The organism is Mucilaginibacter pocheonensis, assembly GCF_031456535.1.
Taxonomy (GTDB): Bacteria; Bacteroidota; Bacteroidia; order Sphingobacteriales; family Sphingobacteriaceae; genus Mucilaginibacter; species Mucilaginibacter pocheonensis.
The window spans coordinates 1,034,351-1,058,248 of sequence record NZ_JAVDUU010000002.1 but is presented as its reverse complement, the minus strand read 5'-3'; the positions used below and the strand labels follow the sequence as shown (position 1 = coordinate 1,058,248).

Sequence of the window (23,898 nt, the reverse complement as noted above, 5' to 3'; positions counted from 1 at the left end):
ATATGTCCATGACAAAGCACGATTTATCCATGTCTGATCAAGCCGGTGATAATGACCTTTGTCTTATGAAAACAGAAAAAACATTACCAACACCTCCATGGGATATGGAAACCGCAGCAAAAAGGCTGCAAATGTTAGAAGATGATTTCAATACATCAGACCCGGAAAGGGTAATTGCTAACTATACCCAAGATGCTGAAGTTAGGTTTGGCGTGGCTTTTTTAAAAGGACGCCAGGAAATAAGGGATTTTTTGAGACAGGAGTGGCAGACAAAGGGCAATTATAAACTGAAACTTGATCTTTGGGGCGCGCTTAAAGGCCGTATGGCTGTAAGGTCTGAATTGGAATGGAGTGATCAGGAAGGGCAATCTTTTAAAACTTATGGCGTACAGGTTTTTCAGTTTAATGACACCGGTTTTATTGAAATGAATTACCTGAGTTTTAATGATCTGGAAATCGGCTAAGCTGTAGCAAACGATATGATCGTCCTTTAATTATTGGCCATTTAAATATTTAGGGATCTGTTACCTTGGAGTAACAGGTCCCTATTGTCCTCTCTTTTTGAACATTTAAAACAACTATTTAAGGTTTGAGAAATGCAAGCGTCTCGCCTTTGGGAAGCTCCCGCGCCGCATAATGGAGGCTGAGCTCATGACTGACATTAGTCCGCTCCAATTGCAGTAATTCCTTTACCGGTATAACCATGCTCAGATCGGAATTGCTGGCATTAGCAAAGGTCCACTTCTTCAATGTATTTCCTTTCTCATCCTTCAGAGCAATGCTTCTGTCAGTACCCGCTCCCGGCACTTTGCAATGTTTGTAAACGATACGTAGCTGATCCTTGTCATTGGCATTATCCAGCCGCAGTACCCTTAAACTCAAAGGCTGGTTAACGTACTGCTTTAAGATAAGCTTGCTGTTTAGATAGATCTCGTAACCGTCCAATCCAAACTTTGTGGTGAAACCAAATGCTGTGAAACTTAGTGTAATCAGCGTAAATAACTTAATAAACGCCTGATTGAATGTGTTGTGTTTCATGATCTTGATTTTTAAATTAAAATATTTACTGGTCTTTAGGGCAATATTAAGCGAAAAGGAAACGCGGCAGAAAATTAGTAGACTAACAACAAGAATAGTAGATATCAGGTCTTTATACTTTCATTCCTCTACTATCCGGGTCGTTTGTCGATATAATTTTGCAAGGCTCACCTTTTTTAGTTTCTTTTATAATAAATGGGTATAAGGAGTATCCATCCCGCTAATCTTCAACAAAATGGATTTTCTGGATAAAATGCTTAAGCTGCCATTTTCCCAACGCAGTGTTTCATTAAAATACGCCTTGATACATAGTGCCTATTGGCTGCTGATTACAGGATTCTTCATTTACGAGAAAAAATACCTTATCTATAAAGCCGGCATGCCCTATTTTGTAGCCTGTGTAACCGGTCGGGTTGCGCTGCTTATAGTGATCGCATACCTCAACCTGCATTACTTTTTACCCAAATACTTATTAAAGAAGCGGTACCTTGCTTATTTTACAGCAGTTATCCTATCCGTATTTGGCTACTTGATAGTTCAAAGCCTGTTTGATTTTTACCTGTATGGTTTTGTGGTTGGCCCAATGCGTAACAGCGATCTGACAGGGGCGTTATCTTACAATTTTTTCAGCACGCTATGGTATCTTGGCTTAATGCTGGCGCTTAAGTTAAGTATGGATTGGTACGGACAGCAGCTCATTATTCAGAAAATTACGGTAGAAAAACTAAATACGGAAGTCAATTTTCTTCGTGCCCAGGTAAACCCGCATTTTTTATTCAATGTTTTAAATAACCTGTATGCTCTTACACTTAAGAAATCAGAGCTCGCGCCTGATATTGTACTTAAGCTATCAGAAATGATGGAATACATGCTGTATGACAGTACCGATGTAAGGGTGCCTTTAGAAAAAGAAGTTGCGTATCTTAGTAACTATATTGAACTGGAGCGGCTGAGATTTAATTCAGAAGCTGTTATTACTTTTACAACTGATGCAGAATTAAAAGGATATGAAATTGCTCCCCTGCTCCTATTGCCTTTGGTAGAAAATGCATTCAAACACGGATTGAGCAGGCAAACTCAAAATGGCTGGTTAACGGTAAGCGTAGCATTGGAGAAATCAATATTGACAGTCATTGCAGAAAATGCAAAGCCACCGTCGGTTGCCGCTAAAAATAAGGGTGGTATCGGGCTGGATAATCTGCGAAAGCGACTGGCTCTGCTCTACCCTGGCAGGCATAATCTCCAACTGGAAGATAAGACAAATGCGTTCCTGGCTAAATTGGTAATTGAACTGTAAAGACGAATTTAATTTAAGAGCAATGTTGAAATTTGTTGTGGTAGACGATGAGCCACTCGCGCTTGAAATATTGGATGGCTACTTAAAAAGAATCAACAATGTACATTCAGTGGCAATGTTTAGCAACGCAGTGGCCGCTTTGCACCATTTGGAAAATAATGCGGCTGATGTGTTGTTACTGGACATTGAAATGCCGGAAATGACCGGTATTGAATTTCTGAAACAGCTATCAGACCCACCGCTGACTGTTTTTACTACTGCTTACCGGCACTATGCGTTTGACGGGTATGAATTGGGTGTGATTGATTTTTTATTAAAACCCGTGTCTTTTAACCGTTTCAGCCAGGCTATTGCTAAAATTACAGAGTTCTTAAGCCTCAAAGAGCAAAATTTAAATCTTGAGGATATTACCGCCGGCGAAACCAGGGATTTTATTTTTGTTAAGAGCGGCGTAAAGCGTATAAAGCTTGCATTTAATGACGTAATATACATACAGGGGCTGAAAGATTATGCAATAATTTATACGCCTACAGAAAAAATCATATTGAAAGGATCAATAAAAGCCATGCTTGATATCTTTCCGCAAGACCGTTTTATACGGGTACACAAATCCTTTATCGTATCGGTTTATAAGATAAAGCGCCTTGAAAAAAACCACATTCTTTTGAGCGGTCATCAGATTCCCATCGGCCGAAACTTTAAAGATAATTTAGAAAAGCGCCTGAATGCGAAGTAAAAACAAGCTTTGATGGTTAAGAGGGCATCAATGAAAGTTGCCGCAACTATTTGTTCTTAAGGTCAGGAAAAGCTTCAGTTTGCCAATTTCGCTGAATCATATGACAATCTCGCGAAATTTTCGTCAACAAATATTTATCACTTTTATAAGCCATTATAAATTTTTTTGTTTAACCGACGTAGCAGGAGCAATCTATGTTCCTATTTAAATTATTTAATTTTTTTTAATGCCCCGTTATCATGCTTATTCGGATAAAGAATTAGCCTATCTGTTAAATGATAGCGATGAAGCCGCTTTTACAGAAATTTATAACCGGTTTTACGGAATTCTTTACAGGCATGCATACAGAAGCCTACCCGATTCTGAGGCAATAAAAGATGTGCTCCAGGAAGTGTTTGTATATCTCTGGAATAACCGAACGAATATAAATCCAAAAGAAAACCTTGCTGCGTATCTGTACACATCCACCAGAAACAGGTTGCTTAATAATTTCAGGCACCTCAAAGTTAAAAGCGATTATATAGCTTCCTTTCAGGACTATCTTGATCACAAGCAACCAGAGGCGGATGAGGCTATTCGTTTAAAACAACTTATGGCTATAGTAGAGGCAGAGGTAGCTATGCTTCCCCAACAAATGCGGCTCATATTTCAAATGAGCAGAAGCAATAATTTTTCCCATCAGGAAATAGCAGATCAACTCGGTCTCAGCGTCCTTACTGTAAGAAAACAGGTTAATAACTCTCTGAAAATTTTAAGATTGAAGCTGGGCAGCAAATTTTTTTTATTTTTTTTCTAATTCATCTACTCCCTAAGTCTTTCTGAAGTGCATATAGCGTAATAAGGGAAATCCCCCCTTTACCAATTATGTCTAAAAAAGACGCAACAAATCTGTTGAACCGATATCGTAACGGCCAGGCATCCGAAGAGGAAAAGGCTTTGGTGGAAAGCTGGTATGCAGAGTATACCAAAAATACCGCCATTCCTGAAATTGATGATCGTGAACTGGAAAATAACCACGATGAGCTTCTTCAGCGCATTATGGCTGAATTAACAGCCGTGCGAAAAATTAATTACAGACGGCTTATCAGCATCGCGGCTTTCGCTATTTTGATACTGTGTGCCGGTGTTTTGTTCATAAAACAACACAAACCTCATCAGGATCAACTACCCTTAACCGCACAAAAAAAACCTATTAATAATTTGCCCCCTGGAGGTAATAGGGCTGTGTTAATTTTATCTAACGGCAGCAAAATTGACCTGGGCAGTAAAAAAAACGGGGCATTGACCAACGAAAAAGGCATGATCATTCATAAAAATGCAGCAGGCCGCATAAGCTATGACCAAACCAAACATCATACCGCAAGTCAGACCGATGTGTTTAACACCATTCTAACTCCAAAAGGCGGACAATACCAGCTTGTTTTAAGCGACGGAACCAAAGTTTGGCTAAACTCCGCTTCAACCTTAAAATATCCTGTCGCTTTCGCGGGGACAAAACGGGAAATTGAACTTTCGGGAGAAGCTTATTTTGAAGTTGCTCATGACCGGCATAAACCATTCCGGGTGATCTCAAACGGTCAGGTGGTTGAGGTACTGGGTACACATTTCAATGTTAATGCTTATCAGGATGAACGGGTTATCAAAACGACACTGCTGGAGGGTAGTGTTAAAGTGCTAACCAATGGCACGAGCAGCAAAATTAAACCCGGCCAGCAGGTGCAAGTACAAAATGGCCATGCAGCGGTATCAACGGCTGATATGGAAGAAGCTATAGCATGGAAAAACGGGTTCTTTTATTTTAAGGACGATGATATCCAAACGGTAATGCGGCAGCTTTCGCGCTGGTATAATGTGACTGTAAAATATGAGGGGCAAATTCCGACAAGGGAGTTTTCGGGGCAAATGAATAAAAATATTGATGCTTCACATCTGCTGCACATCTTAAGTATTGAACAGATCCATTACCGTATAGAGAACAAAACCATAGTGATCATGCCTTGATCAGGCCATATAACCAATTATTCATTTAAGCGATACAATATGAGAAAAAAAAGTACAAGAAAAATCCCCTAAAAACCCCACCGATGGTTAAAAACAGAAACGTACCCCGAGTGCAATCAGGGTACGCATATCTGAGCTAACCTCTTTTAAAGAAAGTGATCTTATTCAGTAATCATCCATTAACTCAAACTTTTCAAAAGTATGAAATTAAAATCTTTTTTTGTGCCCACAGGCAAGCTGTGGGTACCCCCACAAATAATACTGGTTATGAAATTGACTATCTTAATGATCTTCCTGGCGATACTGCAATGCAACGCTTCGGTTTTTGGTCAAAAGATTAATCTTAATGAAACTAATGCCCCCTTAAAAAAGGTATTAAAAGTCATTAATGATCAAACAGGATTTGTATTTTTTTATGAATCCAAAGCCATCCGTAATAAAAACATTACCATACAAGTTACTGACGCTACTCTTGACGCGGCTTTAACAGCCTGTTTAAAAAATCAGCATTTAAGCTATGAAATAGTCAACAACACCATTTTCATTAAGCAGCAGCCAATAACTATTCAAACACCATTAGTTGTAAACACACAACAGGCTATTATAAAGATTACCGGCCAGGTTTATGATGAGAAAAACAACGTGTTGCCCGGCGTTACGGTAAAAGTGAAAGGCGGGAATACAACAGTGAGTACAGATGTCAACGGCAAATTCAGTATTGATGTGCCAAATTCACAGGCAGTTCTTGTATTTTCATTTGTTGGCTATTCTACCCAGGAGGTGCCTGTTGTACAGGATAAGCCTATGAACGTTAGGCTACAACCCGATCTGTCTAAATTAAGCGAAGTTGTTGTTATTGGTTATGGAACAGTTAAAAAATCAGATCTAACCGGGTCAGTTGGTACGGTAAAGGCCGAAACCCTGCAGGAGCGTCCGGCCTCATCTTTAAATCAAAGTCTGTCTGGCCGTGTATCAGGCGTAAATGTATCCTCAAATTCTGGCAGGCCAGGAGCCAGGGCCAATATTCGTATACGTGGTTCCAGTTCGTTAAGTGTTTCCAACAATCCTCTATATGTAATAGATGGAGTGATTTTGAATCCCGTAGATCTGCGAAACGGAAGCACCCCTATTGATTATATAAACCCTAATGACATAGCCTCGATAGAAGTATTAAAGGATGCATCATCTACAGCTATTTACGGAGCCCGCGGAGCCAATGGTGTAATTTTGGTTACAACAAAGCGAGGGAGTTCGGCAGGCGGAAAAATTACTTATGATCCGGATTTCAGTATAGGCGTGCTGCCAAAAAAACTTGCGGTACTCAATTCAAAGGAATTTTTGGCTGTAGAAGATCTGGCTTATGCAAACGCAAAAAAATATGACCCTATCGGGTGGGCCACCGGCACAAAATATACCGATCCCAGAACCAAGCGCACCAACCCTAAATTATTTGATTCACAAGGGAACCCGCTGTATGATACAGATTGGCAGGAAGAAGCATTTCAAAAAGCTTTTACGCAAAACCATCAACTTGGATTTACCGATGGTGATGAAAAAAGGAGTATTGGCGCTTTTTTAAACTATCGTAATCAGGCTGGGTTAGCACGGGGATCATGGCAAAAAAGATTTGCGGGCCGTTTTGTGTTTGACAGCCAGATTAAAAGCTGGATAAAAGTTGGCGGTACACTGAGCTATACCAATCAGGACGACAAACAGGTAGATCAGCTTGATGGTGGTGGCATTACTATGATGCGCCAGGTTCTGGAAGAGCTGCCCATCATACCCGTAAAGTATGCAGATGGATCATGGGCGAGCAACAGGGACTATCCGGGAATGGAAGGAGGCGATAATCCTTTACGCATAGCAGCCGACAGGATATCTCTTTTACATACCCAGACATTGCTTGGCGATATGTTTGCAAACATTCACCTGGCCCCGGGTTTAGATTTTAAGTCGACAGTTGGCGTTAACATCATTAACCAAAGGGAGGATTATTTTGCAGCCAAAGGGATGCAATACATATCAGATAACGGAAATGCTGCTGTAAATAACAACAGGTACAATTCCTGGCAGTTTGAAAACTATCTTACTTACAATAAGCAATTCGCAAAGGTACATGCTATAACCGCCATGGGTGGCGTATCCTGGCAACACGTGGACCGTTTTGAAGATCAGGCAAATACGGAAGGCTTTACCGACTCTTATTTTCAGTTCAATAATCTTGGCGCCGGATCAAGCCCCCAGGCCCCATCATCTAACGCACAGGCGTATGGGCTAAATTCCTATTTTGCCCGTATCAACTACAGTTTTCGGGATAAATATTTAGTCACCTTTACTGGCCGCTCAGATGGTTCTTCAAAATTTGGAGAAGATAATCAATTTGCTTTCTTCCCTTCAGCAGCTCTTGCGTGGCGGGTAATGGAAGAAGGTTTTATGAAAAACATCCCTGCCATTTCTAATTTAAAACTTAGGGCCAGTTATGGCGCTACCGGCAACTCCGAAATACCTGCCTACAGAGCACTTGCCGGCCTGGGTAATTATAACGTTATTTTTAACGGAACGCGCAATATCGGTGTTGGTACCAATCGTATGGCCAATTCTACCTTACAATGGGAAAAAACAAAGCAAATTGATTTCGGTATGGAGCTTGGTCTATTCTCCAACAGGTTGAATTTGGAACTCGACTTGTACCGCAGAAAAGTAAACGGTATGTTACTGGATGCGCCGCTTCCATATTCCAGTGGGTACGGCAGTATTTACTCGAATGTTGGAAGCATGGAGAATAAGGGCATTGAGTTTAGTGTTAATTCGACCAACGTTAAAACCGAAAATTTTTCATGGAGCACCACATTCAACATTTCCGTCAATAAAAACAAGGTGCTAGCCTTAGCCAATGGCAATTCTGATATATACTCCGGCAATGGCATCATCAGGGTGGGGCAACCGGTTGGCTCTTTCTTTGGACGGGTTAGCCTTGGAACATGGGGTACCGGCGAGGCTGCGGAGGCTCAGAAATATGGTATGTTGCCCGGCGATATCAAGTATAAAGACTTAAATAATGACGGCACCATAAATGATTTGGACCGGACCATTATAGGGAAAGGAATACCTGACGGATTTGGCACCTTTTTAAACACTTTTCAATATAAAGCATGGTCGCTTACGGTAGACCTACAATATATGTATGGCAATGATGTACTTGACAGAAGCATACATTCGGCTGAGGACAGGCAGGGCATTGCAAATAGTTACAAAACAGTACTCAACGCCTGGACCGAAACTAACCAAAATACACCTATTGCACAAATCCGGCCGATTAATGCTTATTACACAACCAATAATGACAGCCATAAGGTAACTGATGGATCATTTATCCGTGGCCGTAACCTGTTACTGGCGTATACATTTCCATCAAAAACTATTTCGCGGTTAAAACTGAGCCGTTTAAGAATATATGGCTCAGTTCAGAATTTTTTCGTGGCGACCAAATTTAAAGGGTACGATCCTGAAGTTTCTAACTCCAGCGCGCCGTTTGACCAGGGCCTTACATTGTACGATTACCCGAAGCCAAGGATATTTATGCTTGGTCTTAACATCGGATTATAATTTATCGCAAACTTTTTAAGAAAAAATCATGAAAACAATAATAAAGAAATATGGGTTACTGGCATTGGCAACCGGTACGTTATGGATTACCGGCTGTAAGAAATTTTTAAATGAAACCGATCATAGTAATTTTACTGTCGACAATTATTTTACTAAGCCCGAGCACGCCCGCAGTTCAGTAAATGCCATTTATGCCAGCCTGCGTGATCCCATGAGCAGCGGCTTTGGCGGAGGCGCCTGGACAATGACTGAATTTGCAACCGGACAGGCAGCTACTGACTTGGGACAGGCCGTTGACAGCTATTTTATAAAGGATTTGCGAAACACCGCTGATAATGCCTATGGGTTAAGCTACTGGCAAAACTATTATAAAGGCATTGGTAATGCCAATCTTTCCATCGCCAAGATACCATCAATTACAATGGATGCCGCAGAGTCCAAAAGGTTATTGGGGGAAGCCCATTTTTTACGGGCCTGGTATTATTTCACCTTAGTTCAGTTGTTTGGTAATATCCCATTAATTACAGAGCCTGTTGATTTGCAATCAGATCAGTTAAGACCTAAGCAGGCCTCGCCAGATGATGTTTACAAATTAATTGTGGATGATTTAAAAACAGCAGAGGCAGCAGGGTTACCCTGGGTTGATGCCAGCGGAAGGGTCAGTTTAGGGGCCGTAAAATCATTGCTTGCAAAAGTATACCTTACTATGGGCGGCTATCCCTTACAAAAAGGCGCGCCATATTTTGACCTGGCAGCAAAAAAGGCCGAAGAAGTACTGGATTCGAAACAATTTAAACTATTTACTTCTTATGGCGATTTGCATAACCCGGCGAGAAAGAATGTTGATGAAAACATTTTTATGATCCAGTATAAAACGCAGATCATACCCGGAAACTGGCAGGAATTGATTATTCCTTATAACAAAAATATTTCTGCCTACTCTTCCGAAACCGGGGGCATTTATGCTACGGCCGCCTTTGTAAAATCATATGACCCTGCAGATCTGCGCGCAAAAGAAGGCCAGTTCTTTTTTACAAAATTCACCAATCAGGATAACAGGAGCCTGGTGGTTGATTTGGGGGGATACTTTATTTATAAGATTTTTGATGTGGCTGCACAAACCAGCACTGCAAACAGCGATTTGAACTGGTCACTCATTCGTTACGCCGATGTGCTGCTGATATATGCCGAAGCCTCCAATGAAGTTAGCGGACCTGGTGCAAAAGCGTTTGACGCGGTTAACCAGATAAGGAGCAGAGCAGAGTTGCCAGCACTAACCGGGCTGTCTAAAGATCAGTTTAGGGAGGCCATCTGGCGCGAACGCTGGTATGAACTATGCTTTGAAAACATTACCTGGTTTGATATGGCGCGTACGCGTAAAGCATTTAATGTTGACACAAAGGGATTTGATAATTTTGTAGGGCATAAATTTTCTTACGGACCGGTTTTAACCGATAGAGAACTTCTGTTCCCGATACCGAGCGTGGAACTGAGAAATAACCCCAACCTGGTACCTACCAAAGGATATTAATTCCCATAATCAAACATGGGCATGTCGGTTATCAAATATACTGCTGATGAGTTTTGTCTCATCAGCAGTATATTTGATTTTTATCCTTTTCCAAGTAAAACACCTAAATAGTCCTTAAGTAACTTAATATGAAAAAATTACTTCTTCTGTTGATCGCGGTTTTTAGCTTCAGCATTGGTTCGGCTCAAAAGTATGAAGCCAACTGGGTCTCATTAAATAAAAGGAAAATGCCCGAGTGGTTTCACCGGGATAAATTTGGCATATTTATTCATTGGGGTGTATACTCCGTTCCATCTTACGCGCCGGTAATTGAAAACAGCGGTTTGAGTTACGCAGAATGGTATTGGAATCGTATTGAACCTAAAACGCCAAACGAGTTCACTGCTTTTCATAACAAAAATTATGGCGCAAATTTTCTGTACCCGCAATTTGAGCCTATGTTTAAAGCCGAGTTGTTCAACCCTCAACAATGGGCACAGGTATTTAAAAATTCAGGGGCACGCTATATAGTGCTTACCTCCAAACATCATGAAGGTTACTGTTTATGGAACAGCCCTGAGGCCGACCGCGACTGGGGCCATCCATGGAATGCGGTAACAGGTACACCAAAGCGCGATCTGCTTGGCGATCTTACCAATGCGGTAAGACATGAGGGCCTTAAAATGGGCTATTATTATTCATTATATGAGTGGTACAATCCGCTATGGCTAAAAGATAAAAACCGGTTTGTAACAGAGCATATGATTCCCCAGTTCAAAGATCTGGTAACAAAATATAAACCTTCAATTATTTTTTCTGACGGCGAATGGGAATTGACTGATACTGCATGGCATAGCCCCGAATTGCTGGCCTGGTTATTTAACGAGTCGCCAGTGGCTAAAGAAATTGTGGTGGATGACAGGTGGGGAAGTAATACACGCGGAAAAAACACCGGCGCTACTTATACCACATCGGAGTATGGCGCAGGGATGGACACCAATGTCATCTGGGAAGAAAGTCAGGGCATAGGACACTCTTATGGCTATAACCGTAACGAAAAGCTGGAGGACTATAAAACCAGCCATGATCTTATTTTGATGCTTGCAGACATTGTATCGCGCGGCGGAAATTTATTGCTTGATATTGGCCCCACAGCCGATGGCCGAATTCCGGTAATTATGCAGCAGCGCCTTACCGAAATAGGTAACTGGTTAAAAATAAATGGCGAGGCCATCTATGAAACCAACGCTTACAAACAATCGTACCAGTGGAGCGGTGGTATAAAGCGTCAGAAAAGCGACAAAAGCTTTATGGCCGGGTACAGCATTGCGCAACTCGTAAAGCCGCAAAAAGACACCGCTTATGTAGAAGCGTTTTTTACAAAAAAGGATAAAGATCTGTTCTGTATCCTACCCGCATATAGGCCGGAATTTAAATTGCGCGCTTTTTATGCCAAAGCCGGCACTACTGCAACTATTTTGGGGAGCGGTAAAACACTTAAATTAAAAAATGCAGGAAATGATTGTATCATCGACCTATCGGGACTTAAGCCCGGCGATGCGTCTTCGGAGTTATTGGTGGTAAAGCTTAAAGGAGCACTGTGAGTAAAGCGTTAGCAATATCAAGTAAATAGCGAATAGTTCAATTAAACCATAAACGCTTATTAAAGGGTATCTTTAATAAGCGTTTATGGTTTATTAATTGTTGTAATCACAGCGATATCTGCCGCCCCCGGGGCACTTGTCAATATGCTCAGATCATGTGATTTCGTGCCAAGAAGTGGCCATAAAATAATTAGCGGATTTAAGCGTTATTTCCATTCTTAGGGCATGCGAAAGAGTTGTTTGAAAATTGTACCGTTTACACTACTGCTAATGGCAATGGTTAGCTGTGCTGTGGTTAAGTCGGTGGGTACAAACCCTAAGGGAGAAGAACTTACCCGGTTGGAGGCTTTACCTAATTATAAAAATGGTGCTTTCGAAAATTTAGCAGAACGTGCGGACTCGACAGTCAAGCACAATCTTTTGTTTCACCGCCGCCCTGAAACCATCCGGCCCTCGCGCGCGTTGCCCTGGGTTAAAACTGATTTGAATACACTGGTCGCTACTGCACCAACCATCGTTTGGTTCGGGCATTCATCTTTGCTGATCAAAACCGGACAGGGCAACATACTCATCGATCCTATTTTTAGCAACCATGCCGGGCCGATACCCGGAATAATTACGGCATTTAAAGGCACCACTAATTACCACGCAGAGGATATGCCGCCAATTGACGTGCTTGTGATTTCACATGATCATTACGACCACCTGGATTATCGTACCCTTAAAAAATTGAAAGATCATATTAAAGTGGCGATAGTACCTATGGGGGTAGGTTCGGATCTGGTGTATTGGGGTTTTAATCCCAAAAAAATAATTGAACTGAATTGGGACCAATCGGTAACGCTGCCGGGTGGTCTCCGGTTCACTGCTACACCGGCACAGCACCGCAGCAACCGCACGTATAATAAAGAAAATAAAACACTTTGGGCATCTTATGTAATACAAGCAGGCCACTATCGCCTGTTTTACAGCGGCGATAGCGGCTATGGACCGCATTTTAAAAAAATAGGTCAGCAATATGGCCCGTTCGACCTGGCACTATTGGAATGCGGACAATACAGTCCGAACTGGCCATGGACTCACCTTTGGCTTGGTCAGGCCGCCCAGGCTACAGTTGACCTTCAGGCACGCTTACTACAGCCCATCCACTGGGCTAAGTTTAAAGAAGCTGATCATCCCTGGAACGAGCCTATAGAAAAGCTCCTGCCCGCTGCCCAAAAGCTAAATGTACAGATGAACGTCCCGTGTATTGGGGAACCTTATACTTTGGGTGACCCGCCCAAGAAAGCAGTGTGGTGGAATTTTAACTAAGTTAGCTGAAATTGATAACGTTTGTGGCGTTTTCAGAATATCTCTACCTGATGTCAATTTTATTCACGGACACGAAAATACCAGTATTTGAAAAGGAAAATGTTCGCTTGTGGAACAAATGACTAGCGAGACTCCTGCATTATAATGTGATGAATGTGTGCAAAGGGAAAAATTACCGAACGAATCTGGTATTGATCTGAGCTATTGAAAGAACGACCACAGAAACCACCAATCCGAAGGTTTTATAATTCTGAGAATCATTTACGCTTAGGGGCTTTACAAAACTTTAATGATTTAAACGCACTTATTAATTCTTCCCGTTGGGCTTCTGTTAGTCTATATGAACTCATCATAAACCTATCTCTACTATTTCCGGCGTTCCACAAACTGTCAATGTATATCCCGGTTATGCCGTTGCTTGATTGTTTAGATAAAACCAGTTTAGTTTTATAGCCGTCAATATTTATCCAATAAATCTTATTCTGCCGTACCTTCTTGAGATTTGCCTCTGTGGCTGTATCAAGATATTTATAGCTAAATGCTGATTTTCCTTTAACAACCTTTGGAGTATCTCTTAAATAAATATTTCCGTTCTCAATCATATAATCTTCCTGATCATCGTCCTCATTTAGAGCGTTAGAATACCGTCCTAAATCAAAATAAACAACTTTATCAGCGTCGATCTTTATTTCACCAACATAGGAGTCTTCTCCTTTTAACTTAATTTGCTCCCAGGCTTTTGGCACGTTGATGGTGAAGTATTCGAAGTCGAGAAGTTTAGTATCGCTGGGATTACATCTGTAATTGAACCCAGATAACAACAAAACAATTAAAATAAAGCGTAATATGTTTTTAATCATCGTGGTGGTGGATAATAGCCTTGTTTAACTTCATTTACGCTATTGCTTAATATTCCTTTTCGTCTGCCAATCCAAATGTCGCCAGTTCGCTTAGTAAAGTAAGCATTGTCATCGTCTTGTATCTTTTTTATGTAACCATCACCAAGTAAGTCGCTCTCTGTAAAATCTGCATATTCTAAATCATCTTCAAAATGAATATGGGCATCATCCGCAAGAATCCAATCAAATTGTGTGAGATAATATTCAGGTGAACCAAGTTTTTCAAATGGAAATGGCTTTGTAAAATCAGACTCCCAGCTAAATCGCTTTACATCGCCACTATGCTGCATCTTATGACAAATGATTTCAGAACTAATATAAGCAGGGTCATAAAGCCACAATTGAAGATCATGAGGCTGGCTCAATTCTTTAAAAACTACTTCCCATGATTGAAACGCATTAATAAATTGACCAGTAATTATTTTAAAAAACCACAATGGCGGTTGATGTTTATCTGATCTATAAAATGGAGACAAGTAACAACGCTCATATGTATGACGCCCTCTATCTGATACAAAGTGGTTAAGATGGGGTTGTTTAATAAGTTCACCCCAACGTTCCACTTGTCGGATACGGCGTTTCCAACCTCTGATTTTCTTTCGCTTAGGGTTATATGGATACATTAATCTTTAGGTTTTAAAGGTTTGTTAATAGCGGGATGCTCGCTGTTATAGATGACAATGACTATATCTCCAACCTGTAAAGAATTATTATGAGCGTTGCCTTTGTATTCTACACCATTGACTTCGAATAGGTAAGAATAAGAGAACTCTGGCTTTACGGGCTGATTCCCCATGTAGTTCTTTTCATTAATAATTACGGCCTTAGTTTGAACCGGATGATCTCCAAGAAAATGGTCAGTAAATGAATTGAGCGCTATTTTACAGATCGCATAAAGGATAATCGCGATCCCAAACACTATCCAGAATATGTTCTTGAGTTTTTTCACGAGTTCTTAAGCGATTCTATGTAAATTAGGTAATCATCAATACCGCGTTCCTTTAGTATCTGTTTATATGCAACTGCAATATAATTACTCTTACTAAAATTAAACAGTCGTGAGGTGATGGTTTCGGATGATAGATGCTGGAATCGTTCTTTCAGCTTTTCTATCTTTTCAAAGTTTTGCTGTGATTTATTACCCATGATGATTTAATCATTCTTTTTCCATTCTTTGACTTTGTAGTCCGCAACCACAGAGTCTTTATTTAAAAAAAAAGTTAACGTTTTAGTGTAAACAGGATCAATATCATTAACATAATGAGTATTTATTACATAATATGGGCTATCAATATTTACATTCTCCCAACGATTAGGTTCACCAAGTAGCTTTGTAAGTTGACGGTAACTAATACCCTTTAAATGGTAGTTTTTAAGAAGATTATTGAGCATTGCATCGCGATATGGATAAATTTCTATGTCGCCATCATCCCATTGTGTCCTGTTAAACTTTATTTGCACTGAATGATTTGTGCATCCATTTAATAATAAGGAGGCAATACACATATTAACGAGATGCGCAACTCCAATAAATTTCAGTTTCTTCATTGCAGTAAAAACCTTCAAATGGCTGTTCTTTAAGTATTGATTCAATAGTTGCCTTCTCTGAACACAGCATTGTAAAATGGCTATCCCAATGAACAGTATAAAGTATTTCATGCTTATTAGTGTACCAGTTACGTTGCGGGCCCCATTGTAAAGCTGTATTGTCTTTACCATCGATATAATCTTGGATATCAGCAAGTTTTCTTTCATATCCGAACTCGTCCGCTATAAACATATAATGGTGGCCACGCTGTTTTAAACTCAACAGCATTTGTCGTTCAAGTGTTTCCTGAAAAAGACCCTCAGATGGTAGCAATATTTCAAATTTTTCACATACTGATTTCAGAATTTCAACATCTTCATCATTCTTCCATTTATTTACTAAACCACCTATATTGTTTCTAAGCGCAATATCCAGTTGATTAATGTGCGTGAATCCTGTTAGTGATAACATTTCATTCCATGATACTATTCGGGTAGTTTCTAATTTTTCATTGACTTTATAAAAGGGATGTAAGAAAATATAAACCGAATCAAAATATCCGCTATAAAAATCAAGTATTGGCATATCTGCGAAAGCGCAAATGCAATTGTGTTCGGCTTCGATAGGCGGCTTATGCATAATTCAATAACTTTCCAGGAATTCATCTATTACGTCCTCACTATCCATGTTTTGTATAGCATTGGCAAGCTTTAATTGCTTCTTTGCTATCGCTATAGCAGTTAATGCCGCTGAGGCGGTACTTAAATCCCAATCATTATTGATTATGCTTATCGCAAGTGAGGCTAGTTCGTTTAAAGCCATAGAATAAGCTGGATAAAGTAGCGGAGGTATTACAGGATTATTTTTATGGCGTTGTATCTCTATAAGTGACACCAGTCCCAATACGTTATAATCAATTATCTGATTTGATTTTGCAGCAGAAACCATATGAGGAACTGCATAATATGAGGCTAAACCTACATCACCTTGATGGTGCAGTTCATCCCACAAAACCTGATAAATAGCGGTAACCTCTACAGATGTATTTGCATTCTTCAACCGACTTAATGGTACTGAAGCATCGTACAAAGAATCTCTATAGCCACCTTCCAATTCTGCCCAGCGTGAGTCATCTAATTCCAAATGAGGTTCGTTGATCGGTTTTTTTGGAAATAGACTACCTAAATTAAAAGTCATGTGATATGGATATAGTGATGTATAAAGATAGTAAAGCGATATGAAAAGTAATATATTGCATTACTATCTTTGTCCGCTATCAGGCGAGGCAAAACCCCAGACCCGACTGCCCGACTCGCGCATAGCCAACCCTCTCTTGGCATTTAAGCCGTGCGACTTGAGGCAAACAATATTCTCTAGGGCAGTATATTCCGGGCCATAGATGATCCGTAAATATTCTTTTCCCCTGATCTTTATGGCTGGTTGTATTAACCCTTTACCGTCTCTTTCAATAAAGTTATAAGGCTTAATCACCATGCCTTCTCCACTTCCGGCCCGCATTTGCTGCGTAAACTGGAAAGGCGGTACTATTTAACAACCGAATTGTTGATTAAAAGCGGCTATGGCTGGTTAATTGGCCTTGGTACTAAATCGGCTTATGAAACAGCCTCGTTGCAAACAGCAGTAGTGATGGATAAATTACCCGCAGGACTGGGTACCACCGGCTTTGTGCATCATGTAAAAGTATTGCCAAACGGTATGGTGCTAACTAATTTACCCCGTTACGCTGAATTTAATACTGCGGTTAATAAGCTGGCCAAACATTGTGTCGGTTTTACTGAAATTGCCGGGAATAAAGGTGCTATTATGCTTACTATTTTAACCGACAAGTCTTTAAATGTTACCGGGAATTATAAAGTATTATTCACTCAGCCGGTCTTTACCAAGCCGGGCTTAAGTAGAATTGCTTTAGTAACAAAGGTGGAAAACCTATGCTCGCTGGTAAGAACACTCAAACTAAAAGGGGTGACGATAGAGCATATTTATGATTATTAATTAATTGTTTAAAAGCCACAACTGATGAAATTTAACTTGCTTATTGTATTTGTAGTACTTAGCCTCGAAAGTTGTTTGGGCCAGACTGATAAGCTGATAAGTAACTGGAATAGACAAAATCCCGCCATTGACAAGCTACTAAATATGCTAGGCCAACAAATGGATAAAAACCGTCAATTTCTTTTAGGCAGAAATTTGCTCCCGGCAAGTGGGTATGCTTTCAGTACATCCAATTTTTTTGAAAGTTTAAGTGAGCGCCTTAAACCATATTCCATTACTAGAGAAAATCATCCTAAACGGTATGCTTTTTGAAATTTATTTTGACAGTCATGGCGAATTCCGAAAAGACAGATTTAAAACTCAAAGTTTTGAAGAAATAATGGCACTTCGTCGGAATTCGTTGTACTTAAAATCATTCAAGTTTATCGCGGATCTGGTCAAGCCATTAAGTGAAGTTAAGACGTTTTGGATTTCTGAAACGAAAGATGTTTTTATCGATGTGATGTGCTGTCAACACCCTTAACAGTTGAGACTGATTGGGAAGGGCAAGTAAAATATGATGTCATAAACAGTATTCATATTTTGGGACAGGATGTGACAAGCCAAATTCGTAAATATGATGTCACAGGAAAAAATGCTCTCGGTCTTCAGGCGGTGATTGCCAATTATCTTTCAGCACCAAAATAGTTAGTAAAACTCAATCTAAATCGCGAAATTAACCGAATCACTTTTCCTGCGTTAATGGAAATTATTGAAGATTCTGACTTTTAATGGGTTTCAGCGATCACCTGTTTCATCCAATGCAAGAAGTATCTCAATTATGGTTGTGATGTTATAGCTATTTTTAACCCCAGCTTTTGCTATAAAGTATTCGGCAATCTCCCGGTTACTGTACGGAAAGCATTCTTTAATGCCTGCCGCGATAGTACCTAAATACGCTGGACTTGGGGATGTTTCAGGCAGGTCTTTTTCATGGGTAAAAGTAAATATTGGATACCCATACTGATCACCAAGATTAATGATTTTACCATACCACGAGCCTGGCGCAAAAACGTAATCTGATTTTCTCGCACGGTTAAAATCTATCTGAACGGTCTTGCCTCCAATTTCCTGTTGCAACACCTGAACAAACTGCTCTTTAGTGATTAGATACATTCTGCCCCAAGTTTCTGCATTTGCATTAAAGTCATTCCGGAGAAAGCCCACACCGCCGTTGTTCCAGGTAGAAGATGATTTGGCAAAATAGAGTTCGCTGGTAATATAGAACTCCTCAATATTACGCGGCAAGGCAGGATCGGTACAACCTGTATAAGTTTTAGATGCCCCTTTTGGTTTGCCGCCTTTAATATAACAGAGGAATCGTTCCTCGCTGATATTGGAGCCATAGGAAGCATACCAAACCAAATCTGTACTTTCATCCATAACTATGACGAACATACGATTTTACATTGATGGAATTATGATTAAAATGGTACATTCTTGTGAGGTTAATCGAATTACGGTTTTTGCTTGCAAAAGGAAAAAGAAGTTATTTCTCATGGTTTAGCAGTACCTATCTGGTAGGGTAATCGTTATAGACCAAAAGCCGAAGTACTACTGGGCAGCAGCAATAATTGCCGAATTGAACGAAAAACCGTCACTATTCCGTCATTGGAATAATTGCAAAAACAAAAATTTAATCGTAAATTAGCCCTAAGCAAGGCAAAAATACAGTTTTTGCTCAAAATATTCCGAACAAACTCGACCACTCATAATCTTTTGCTCTCCTTTGGTTATTCATTACAACTTCATTATCAGATAAATTCAGTAAAATAGATTATAATGGATTTATGCACCGATCAAATCAGTAGTTTTCAACGATAGATAACTATTTATTATCGATTGTTACTAAAATAGATTGTACTTTGTTTTAGCTTTATTTGCAGACAATGTTAAAAAAAGCCTATTTAATACCTATTTGAAGTCAACAGAGGCGTGCTAGTTGCATGCCATCATGGTTTTAATAACCGTTTTTAATCTCTGTAAATGATTTTATCTCAACTAAATAATAATTGAAATCTAATAAACACTTTATGACCTGCCTATAAATTGAGAAACTAAACTGATATTGTGAAAATAATTGTAAATAGTCATATTAAATTGTGATCAAATTTGGCTAAAAATAACCGAGCAATCTGATTTTCCGCACTTTGCAGATAAGAAAACTTAAATATGATGACGGAAAGTGTTGTACCTATGTTGTACCCGTAAAAAAAAGACTTTTAGAAATTAATCTAAAAGCCTACTGATCAATATGTGGAGAATATCGGAGTCGAACCGATGACCTCTTGCATGCCATGCAAGCGCTCTAGCCAGCTGAGCTAATCCCCCGAATTGGGTTGCAAATATATCATATTAAGTAATAAAATAAAATTACTCATCGTTTTTATTTTTCAATTTTCGTAACCACACTTTTGTCCGATTTAACAGTTTAACCTATTAAGCCATCTCTTTTATAAAAATCTCCTGTATCAGGCTTATTTCTTTGGTATAAATCGTTTTCTTACGCATTGCAAAATGGAGTGTATTTTCAATTTTCTGATTTCCTTCCCATATCAGCTTTACATCTCCGCTCTCTATTTCTCTTTTACATAAAAAATCGGGTATTACGGCCAAACCTATGCCACTGCTTAAACAGCGTACTATGGAGTTTAAATTGGGAACAATAAAGTTTGGCTTAAAATCAGGCCGGCGGTTAAAGTTGGCGTACCAAAACCTTATCCAATGTTCCATGTCGCCGGTCGTACCGTACCATCTTTGATCAATAAGCCAATGCTTTAATGCAGACATATCATTTTGCCCAAGCATCTTTTTAAATGGAGTTGTGTCTGTATTTTTCCCGGCAACTAAAACAATGGTTTCTTTGGCGAAGGGTTGATATTCGATACTTTTATTGCTTCCCTTTTGAGGTGTAATGATCAGGTCAAGAATGCCATTGTCAAGATCGCTCAGCATCTGGGGGTATTCGCCGAATTTAATGATCACGTTAAAAGGCAACTCAGCCAGGTAAGGCTCCAGTGTAATTTGAAATGTTTCAAAACACATACCTATACTAATGGTAGGCGTATCCTTTTCGGTACTTCGATGAAAATGTTTTTCGGCCAGTTCAAGCTTTTCCAACGCTTCCTGTATATAGTTGTAAAGGATCTTTCCCCGCTCGGTAGATACCATTTTACGCGGGGTGCGGTCAAAAAGCTTATACCCTACATAAGCTTCAAGCGAGCCCAGGTGAAGGCTCACACCTGGCTGCGATACGTATAAAGCCTCGGCAGCACCTGTTAACGTTCCAGTTTCATAGATAGCTTTAAAAGTTCTGTACCATTCTAAATTAACCATATACTTTCTATTATATTTATGATACAAATGTATGATTTAAATTATTTTAATAGTATTTAGCGTCGGGTTAATTTTGTGCCATAGAAATTAAAACACATAAAATGAAGAACATATTTATAATAAACGGGGGACAAAAATTTGGGCACTCCGGAGGACAATTCAACAAAACAATAGCACAGGCTACCCTCGATTTCTTTGAAAACACGCCAGGCTTTGAAGTTAAATATACAGATATTAACAATGAGTACGACCCGGCCGAAGAGGTTAGTAAATACATATGGGCCGACGTGGTGATATATCATACACCGATTTGGTGGTTCCAGCTACCGCACAACCTTAAAAAATATATTGACGTGGTATTTACCGAAGGACATGCCAATGGCATATATAACAGTGACGGTCGCTCGTCAGCGAACCCGGCTATCAATTATGGTACAGGTGGCGCCTTACATGGCCGGCAATACATGGTAACCACATCATGGAACGCGCCAAAAGAAGCGTTTACGCTGCCTAATGAGTTTTTTAATGAAACCAGTGTTGATGAAGGCATCCTATTTGGATTTCACCGTATGAACGCGTTTACCGGAATGACGCCTTTAGAGAGTCTGCATTTTCACGATGTAATGAAAAACGCCGATATGCAACATAATCTTAACATCTATAATGAGCATCTAACTAAAAATTTTATCACAATTCAAACACAAGAACATGAGCATTTACTTAACTGCAATAATTAAGAGCAAACAGGGTTATGCCGATGCCTTAAAGCCTTTTTTACAGGAATTGGTAAATCAATCAAAAAAGGAAGCCGCCTGTTTGCAGTATGACCTGCATCAGGTGGAGGATAACCCCGAAATATATATTTTTCATGAAGAATGGCAGGATGCCGCAGGGCTTCAGCTACATAATAGTCAGCCCCACATCCAAAGCTTTCTCGCTGTCTCAGCAGAACTCCGTGAGGGAGATATCATAATTTATAAAACACAGCCGGTCAATTAATTATTTGCGACTATAAAGATGGGCTTAAATCGTTATATAGTTCGGCAAATATATCACTGCGGCTGCTGCGCCGCGGTGATATATTAATAATTATACCAAACTTACGATACGGTTATTTCACCTCTCAGATCCTGCTCCATGTAGTGTTTAACCATTGCTGGATCGTCAAACATACCCAGCAGGTACATCATCTTGGTCACTGCCGATTCAAAGGTCATATCATACCCGTTCGCTACACCTATATCTTTCAGGTGCCGGCTGGTTTCATATCTGCCTAATTCAACAGTACCCACTTTACATTGGGAGATATCAACAATAACTTTACCACTGTCAATAGCGTTTTTAAGCAAATCAATAAACCAGCTGTCGGTTGTGGTATTGCCTGCACCAAATGTTTCCATTACAATGCCTCTAACATCCGAATTTAAAATAGTTTCTACCACCTTAGTGCCAATACCCGGGTATAACTTTAATACAGCAACATCGCTGATCAGGTTATTATGAATGATAAGCTCGGTACCATCCTGCGGTTGCCTGATGTCATTGGCGCTAAAACGCAGATGCACGCCAGACTCTGCCAGTATGGGATAATTGGGCGAACGAAACGCCTCAAACTTCGAGGAATTATATTTAAATGCCCGGTTACCCCTAAATAGTTTGTAATCAAAGTAAATACAAACTTCGGGTACACGTGCGCGATCGCCTTTTTTTGATTTGGCAATTTCAATAGCGGTCATCAAATTTTCCTTCGCATCCGTACGGATAGCGCTTATTGGTAGTTGCGAGCCCGTAAAGATCACTGGCTTGCCCAGGTTTTCGAGCATAAAGCTAAGGGCCGATGCCGTGTACGCCATGGTATCGGAGCCATGCAATATTACAAAACCATCATTGTCATAATAGTTTGATTGTATAAGACCTGCCAGTTGGCTCCAGATAGCCGGGTTCATGTTTGAGGAATCAATGATCTCATCAAAAGAATGTACCTTAATGCGGCAATTTAACTTTTCCAGTTCAGGAACATTATCCATTATCTGCTCAAAGTTTATTGGTTTAAGCACTTTGGTCACAGGATCGGTCATCATCCCAATGGTACCTCCGGTATAGATGATCAGTATCTGGCTCATGAAGTAAGGTTTATGCTGTATAAGATCCATTAAAAATATTATTGTTATATGCCAAACAGCCGTTTTGAATTTTCGGTGGTAATCCTGGCCACTGTATCAACATCTGTTTGATGCAGCTCTGCCACTTTCTGCGCTATATAAATCAAGTATGAACTTTCATTAGGTTTACCCCGGAACGGAACGGGCGTAAGGTACGGAGAATCTGTTTCTAAAACTATATGCTTTAAATCAATTTGAGGTATGATTTTGTCCAAACCGGCATTTTTATAGGTAACCACGCCCCCTATCCCCAGGTAAAAGCCAAGTGCTATAATTTTATTGGCTTGCTCAAGTGTGCCGGTAAAACAATGCAATATCCCTTTCAGGTCTTCGTCCTGCTCTTGTTGCAACACCTCATATACCTCGTTAAAAGCATCTCTGCAATGGATAACTATAGGTAGCTTAAGGCTTTTTGCCCAGTTGATCTGCTGGCGAAAGGCTGCTATCTGTTCTGTTAAAAAGTTTTTATCCCAATACAGGTCAATGCCGATTTCGCCAATAGCAAAAATCTTATTTTGCTGCTGCGAGTTACGAATAGCCGTGAGTTCCTGTTCCCAGTTATCTTTTACGGAGCATGGGTGCAGACCAAGCATAGGAAAACATTGTTCAGGAAAGGCACGCACAAGATCAAACACCAGGGGAACAGATTCCAGATCAACATTTGGCAAAAACAAACGGCTAATATTGTTATTTAAGCAGCGTTCCATTAGCGCGGCCCGCTTATCCTCAATGGTTTCGTAATATAAATGGGTATGGGTGTCGGTTAATACCATAGTGCAAAAGTAAAAAAGCCTTCTGTTTTTGGCAGAAGGCTTTTT

25 protein-coding genes and 1 tRNA gene are annotated in these 23,898 nt (G+C 40.0%); 12 read left to right on the top strand and 14 right to left on the bottom strand.

All coding sequences use genetic code 11. The features are described 5' to 3' along the window. Positions 1-8 precede the first annotated feature (8 nt). Positions 9-464, top strand: coding sequence for a DUF1348 family protein (locus J2W55_RS11535; RefSeq protein ID WP_310095783.1), 456 nt, complete (start codon positions 9-11; stop codon positions 462-464). Positions 465-582: 118 nt separating this feature from the next. Here J2W55_RS11535 and J2W55_RS11530 read toward each other — a convergent pair whose 3' ends face one another. Further along, complete coding sequence (locus tag J2W55_RS11530; RefSeq protein ID WP_310095781.1) at positions 583-1,038, bottom strand: hypothetical protein; 456 nt, start codon at positions 1,036-1,038, stop codon at positions 583-585. Between the two features lie 235 nt (positions 1,039-1,273). Between J2W55_RS11530 and J2W55_RS11525 the strand changes: the two genes are divergently transcribed. The 8 genes from J2W55_RS11525 to J2W55_RS11490 all read left to right on the top strand — a co-directional run bounded on the left by J2W55_RS11525 (position 1,274) and on the right by J2W55_RS11490 (position 13,103). Continuing rightward, complete coding sequence (locus J2W55_RS11525; RefSeq protein WP_310095779.1) at positions 1,274-2,335, top strand: sensor histidine kinase; 1,062 nt, start codon at positions 1,274-1,276, stop codon at positions 2,333-2,335. Between the two features lie 22 nt (positions 2,336-2,357). After that, positions 2,358-3,071, top strand: a complete 714-nt coding sequence (locus J2W55_RS11520) for a LytR/AlgR family response regulator transcription factor (RefSeq protein WP_310095777.1) — start codon at positions 2,358-2,360, stop codon at positions 3,069-3,071. Positions 3,072-3,297: 226 nt separating this feature from the next. Continuing rightward, a complete protein-coding gene (locus J2W55_RS11515; RefSeq protein WP_310095776.1) occupies positions 3,298-3,867 on the top strand; it encodes an RNA polymerase sigma factor in 570 nt (189 codons plus the stop codon). A gap of 68 nt (positions 3,868-3,935) precedes the next feature. Beyond that, positions 3,936-5,072, top strand: a complete 1,137-nt coding sequence (locus J2W55_RS11510; RefSeq protein WP_310095774.1) for a FecR family protein — start codon at positions 3,936-3,938, stop codon at positions 5,070-5,072. A gap of 267 nt (positions 5,073-5,339) precedes the next feature. Next, positions 5,340-8,678, top strand: coding sequence for a TonB-dependent receptor (locus J2W55_RS11505; RefSeq protein WP_310095772.1), 3,339 nt, complete (start codon positions 5,340-5,342; stop codon positions 8,676-8,678). Positions 8,679-8,706: 28 nt separating this feature from the next. Further along, on the top strand, positions 8,707-10,209 hold the full coding sequence (locus J2W55_RS11500) for a RagB/SusD family nutrient uptake outer membrane protein (protein WP_310095770.1): 1,503 nt from the start codon (positions 8,707-8,709) through the stop codon (positions 10,207-10,209). 128 nt (positions 10,210-10,337) lie between these two features. After that, positions 10,338-11,792 carry an alpha-L-fucosidase gene (locus J2W55_RS11495; RefSeq protein ID WP_310095768.1) on the top strand — a complete coding sequence of 485 codons (1,455 nt, stop codon included), beginning with the start codon at positions 10,338-10,340 and terminating at the stop codon, positions 11,790-11,792. Between the two features lie 270 nt (positions 11,793-12,062). Further along, the gene (locus J2W55_RS11490) at positions 12,063-13,103 is read left to right on the top strand and encodes an MBL fold metallo-hydrolase (protein ID WP_310095766.1); all 1,041 of its coding nucleotides are present in this window, start codon (positions 12,063-12,065) and stop codon (positions 13,101-13,103) included. 257 nt (positions 13,104-13,360) lie between these two features. Here J2W55_RS11490 and J2W55_RS11485 read toward each other — a convergent pair whose 3' ends face one another. The 8 genes from J2W55_RS11485 to J2W55_RS11450 all read right to left on the bottom strand — a co-directional run bounded on the left by J2W55_RS11485 (position 13,361) and on the right by J2W55_RS11450 (position 17,048). Further along, positions 13,361-13,963, bottom strand: coding sequence for a hypothetical protein (locus J2W55_RS11485; RefSeq protein ID WP_310095764.1), 603 nt, complete (start codon positions 13,961-13,963; stop codon positions 13,361-13,363). Then, positions 13,960-14,625: a hypothetical protein gene (locus tag J2W55_RS11480; RefSeq protein ID WP_310095762.1), complete on the bottom strand. Its 666-nt coding sequence runs from the start codon at positions 14,623-14,625 to the stop codon at positions 13,960-13,962. Before J2W55_RS11480 ends, J2W55_RS11485 begins: the two co-directional genes overlap by 4 nt. After that, a complete protein-coding gene (locus J2W55_RS11475) occupies positions 14,625-14,951 on the bottom strand; it encodes a hypothetical protein (RefSeq protein WP_310095760.1) in 327 nt (108 codons plus the stop codon). The genes J2W55_RS11480 and J2W55_RS11475 overlap by 1 nt, the downstream gene beginning before the upstream one ends. After that, positions 14,948-15,148: a hypothetical protein gene (locus J2W55_RS11470; protein WP_310095758.1), complete on the bottom strand. Its 201-nt coding sequence runs from the start codon at positions 15,146-15,148 to the stop codon at positions 14,948-14,950. Before J2W55_RS11470 ends, J2W55_RS11475 begins: the two co-directional genes overlap by 4 nt. A gap of 6 nt (positions 15,149-15,154) precedes the next feature. Then, positions 15,155-15,550 (bottom strand): hypothetical protein, encoded by a 396-nt coding sequence (locus J2W55_RS11465; RefSeq protein WP_310095756.1) that lies wholly within the window; start codon positions 15,548-15,550, stop codon positions 15,155-15,157. Next, positions 15,510-16,169: a DUF2711 family protein gene (locus J2W55_RS11460; RefSeq protein WP_310095754.1), complete on the bottom strand. Its 660-nt coding sequence runs from the start codon at positions 16,167-16,169 to the stop codon at positions 15,510-15,512. Before J2W55_RS11460 ends, J2W55_RS11465 begins: the two co-directional genes overlap by 41 nt. Before the next feature lie 3 nt (positions 16,170-16,172). Beyond that, positions 16,173-16,727 carry a hypothetical protein gene (locus J2W55_RS11455; RefSeq protein WP_310095751.1) on the bottom strand — a complete coding sequence of 185 codons (555 nt, stop codon included), beginning with the start codon at positions 16,725-16,727 and terminating at the stop codon, positions 16,173-16,175. A 63-nt stretch (positions 16,728-16,790) separates the two neighbouring features. Beyond that, entirely contained in the window at positions 16,791-17,048 is a 258-nt protein-coding gene (locus J2W55_RS11450) for a hypothetical protein (RefSeq protein WP_310095749.1), read from the bottom strand. A 42-nt stretch (positions 17,049-17,090) separates the two neighbouring features. Here J2W55_RS11450 and J2W55_RS11445 point away from each other — a divergent pair, with 42 nt between their 5' ends. Continuing rightward, a complete protein-coding gene (locus tag J2W55_RS11445; RefSeq protein ID WP_310095746.1) occupies positions 17,091-17,543 on the top strand; it encodes a hypothetical protein in 453 nt (150 codons plus the stop codon). A gap of 777 nt (positions 17,544-18,320) precedes the next feature. Here J2W55_RS11445 and J2W55_RS11440 read toward each other — a convergent pair. From J2W55_RS11440 to J2W55_RS11430, 3 genes are all read right to left on the bottom strand, one after another. Then, a complete protein-coding gene (locus J2W55_RS11440; protein WP_310095744.1) occupies positions 18,321-18,980 on the bottom strand; it encodes a hypothetical protein in 660 nt (219 codons plus the stop codon). 859 nt (positions 18,981-19,839) lie between these two features. After that, positions 19,840-19,913 (bottom strand) — tRNA-Ala (locus J2W55_RS11435). A gap of 108 nt (positions 19,914-20,021) precedes the next feature. Continuing rightward, positions 20,022-20,918 (bottom strand): LysR family transcriptional regulator, encoded by an 897-nt coding sequence (locus tag J2W55_RS11430; protein ID WP_310095742.1) that lies wholly within the window; start codon positions 20,916-20,918, stop codon positions 20,022-20,024. Positions 20,919-21,019: 101 nt separating this feature from the next. Here J2W55_RS11430 and J2W55_RS11425 point away from each other — a divergent pair, with 101 nt between their 5' ends. Continuing rightward, positions 21,020-21,655, top strand: a complete 636-nt coding sequence (locus J2W55_RS11425) for an NAD(P)H-dependent oxidoreductase (protein WP_310095740.1) — start codon at positions 21,020-21,022, stop codon at positions 21,653-21,655. Next, entirely contained in the window at positions 21,627-21,917 is a 291-nt protein-coding gene (locus J2W55_RS11420; protein ID WP_310095739.1) for a putative quinol monooxygenase, read from the top strand. The genes J2W55_RS11425 and J2W55_RS11420 overlap by 29 nt, the downstream gene beginning before the upstream one ends. 101 nt (positions 21,918-22,018) lie before the next feature. Here the strand turns inward: J2W55_RS11420 and J2W55_RS11415 are convergent, their stop codons facing one another. After that, positions 22,019-23,041 (bottom strand): asparaginase, encoded by a 1,023-nt coding sequence (locus J2W55_RS11415; protein ID WP_310096479.1) that lies wholly within the window; start codon positions 23,039-23,041, stop codon positions 22,019-22,021. Positions 23,042-23,085: 44 nt separating this feature from the next. Continuing rightward, entirely contained in the window at positions 23,086-23,853 is a 768-nt protein-coding gene (locus tag J2W55_RS11410; RefSeq protein WP_310095737.1) for a TatD family hydrolase, read from the bottom strand. Between the last annotated feature and the right edge of the window lie 45 nt (positions 23,854-23,898).